Origin of the sequence: Kitasatospora sp. NPDC056531 (genome assembly GCF_042794375.1) — a bacterium.
GTDB lineage: Bacteria > Actinomycetota > Actinomycetes > Streptomycetales > Streptomycetaceae > Kitasatospora.
Map to the genome: position 1 here is coordinate 1 of NZ_JBHTTU010000310.1, position 2,003 is coordinate 2,003.

Below are 2,003 nucleotides of genomic sequence, written 5' to 3' on the forward strand. Positions count from 1 at the left end.
CCCCCCCCGTTACCTTCTTGGTGGCCCCGCAATGGGGCTCCCGGCCTCCGGTCCGGCATGACTGTTCCCCCCTGTAGTTCGCATGATCCGGGGGGTGGTGTCACCGGGCCGGAGGCATCGGTAGACCGCTGATAGAGGCAGGACCACCAGCGTGCTGGGAGGCTCTTCGTAACGTGGATGCCGGCGACTGGTGCCACGCCAACGAGGCCGGGACAGCACGACCTCGTAAGGGATCAGCGTGATCGACACCGGCGACGTGGACGTCTTCCTCGGCCTGGACGTCGGCAAGGGCGAACACCACGGAACCGCAGTGACCCGGGCCGGCAAGCGGGTCTTCGACAAGCGCCTGCCGAACAGCGAGCCCAAGATGCGGGCCGTCTTGGACAAGCTCACCGCCAAGCACGGCACAGTCCTGGTCGTCGTCGACCAGCCAGCCTCCATCGGCGCCCTGCCCCTGGCGGTCGCCCGGGACGCCGGCTGCCGCGTCGCCTACCTGCCCGGCCTGACGATGCGCCGCATCGCCGACCTCTACCCCGGCGAGGCCAAGACCGACGCCCGCGACGCCTTCGTCATCGCGGACGCCGCCCGCACCATGCCGCACACCCTGCGCGGCATCGAGCTCACCGACGAGACCATCGCCGAACTTGAGATGATCGTCGGCTTCGACGACGACCTCGCCGGCGAAGCGACCCGCATCGCAAACCGCCTGCGCGGCCTGCTCACCCAGATCCACCCGCACATGGAGCGCGTGCTGGGGCCCAGGATCGACCACCCGGCGGTCCTGGCCCTGCTGGAGCGGTTCGGCTCACCGGCCGCCCTGCGCAAGGCAGGACGCCGCCGCCTTCTCGGCGTCGTCCGGCCCCTGGCCCCGCGCATGTTCGAGCGCCTCGTCGAAGACGTCCTCACCGCGCTCGACGAGCAGACCGTTGTCGTCCCGGGCACCGAGGCGGCCGCGCTGATCGTGCCGAGTCTGGCCGGCTCACTGCGGGCCGTCCTTGACCAGCGCAAGCTCCTGGAGAAGCGCATCGAGGAACTGCTGGACGAGCATCCGCTGTCCAAGATCCTGACCTCCATGCCCGGCATCGGGACCAGGACCGGTGCCCGGGTCCTGATCGACGTCGGCGACGCGAGCGCGTTCCCGACCGCCGCCCATCTCGCCTCCTACGCCGGGCTCGCCCCAGCGACCCGCAGTTCCGGGTCCTCGATACGCGGCGAGCAACCGTCCCGCCGGGGCAACAAGCAGCTGAAACGGGCGTTCTTCCTGGCCGCGTTCGCCTCGCTCAGCGACCCGGCTTCCCGGGCCTACTACGACAAGAAGATCAGCCAGGGCAAACGTCACACCCAAGCGCTCCTGTGCCTGGCCAGACGCCGGGTCGATGTCCTGTTCGCCATGCTCCGCGACGGCACCTTCTACGAGTCCCGGCCCGCAGCGGCTGACAGTTGAACTCCACGGGGATCTGCCAGCAGCACCACACGGTCCGCCGCCGGTTCGAACCCGAGCACCGGGTTCCCCCAGTCGCCCTCCGCAGTCATCCGCACGGGCTTGCCCAGCCGGCGTCCGATCGAGTCCAGGAAGCCGCACAGATTGTCCACCCCGTCCTGACCCTGCAGTTCCCGAAGGTCGACATCGAAATCGATCTCACCCGACGACATCGGCCAAAAGTTCGCCAGTACGCCCGCAACAGGCCACACCCGCAGCATGGCCGTGTCCGCGTCGGCAGGACGCGACAACACCGCCTCCGCCGAGGGCAACGGCAGCAGGACGTCGCCTTCCCAGTACTCCCACACCCAGCCGCACGACCGGACCAGGTCAAACACCGACTGCCAGTCCTCGACCGAGGCGCCCTCCACACAGACGTCCGGCAGAGCGCCCATCAGGTCAGGGTCGAAGAAGTCCTTGACGTTGTCCCACAGCAGATCCGGCATGCCGCCATGCTGCCTGCCGGTGCCACCCGACCGCAGCCCGATTTCCTTGACGAACCCCATAGAGGCACCCCCCCCCG

Annotated in this window: 2 protein-coding genes; one reads left to right on the forward strand and one right to left on the reverse strand. The window is 69.1% G+C overall.

Annotation, left to right across the window (positions count from 1 at the left end):
• The first annotated feature begins 238 nt into the window (after window positions 1-238).
• Complete coding sequence (locus ACFQ87_RS45950) at window positions 239-1,444, forward strand: IS110 family transposase (protein ID WP_380617001.1); 1,206 nt, start codon at window positions 239-241, stop codon at window positions 1,442-1,444.
• Here ACFQ87_RS45950 and ACFQ87_RS45955 read toward each other — a convergent pair.
• Window positions 1,411-1,926 (reverse strand): hypothetical protein, encoded by a 516-nt coding sequence (locus ACFQ87_RS45955; protein ID WP_380617002.1) that lies wholly within the window; start codon window positions 1,924-1,926, stop codon window positions 1,411-1,413. The genes ACFQ87_RS45950 and ACFQ87_RS45955 overlap by 34 nt on opposite strands.
• Window positions 1,927-2,003 lie beyond the last annotated feature (77 nt).

Coding starts and splice junctions, on each gene's coding strand:
- ACFQ87_RS45955 (WP_380617002.1), bottom strand. CDS start 1,926: ATGCCGGATCTGCTGTGGGACAACGTCAAGGACTTCTTCGACCCTGAC.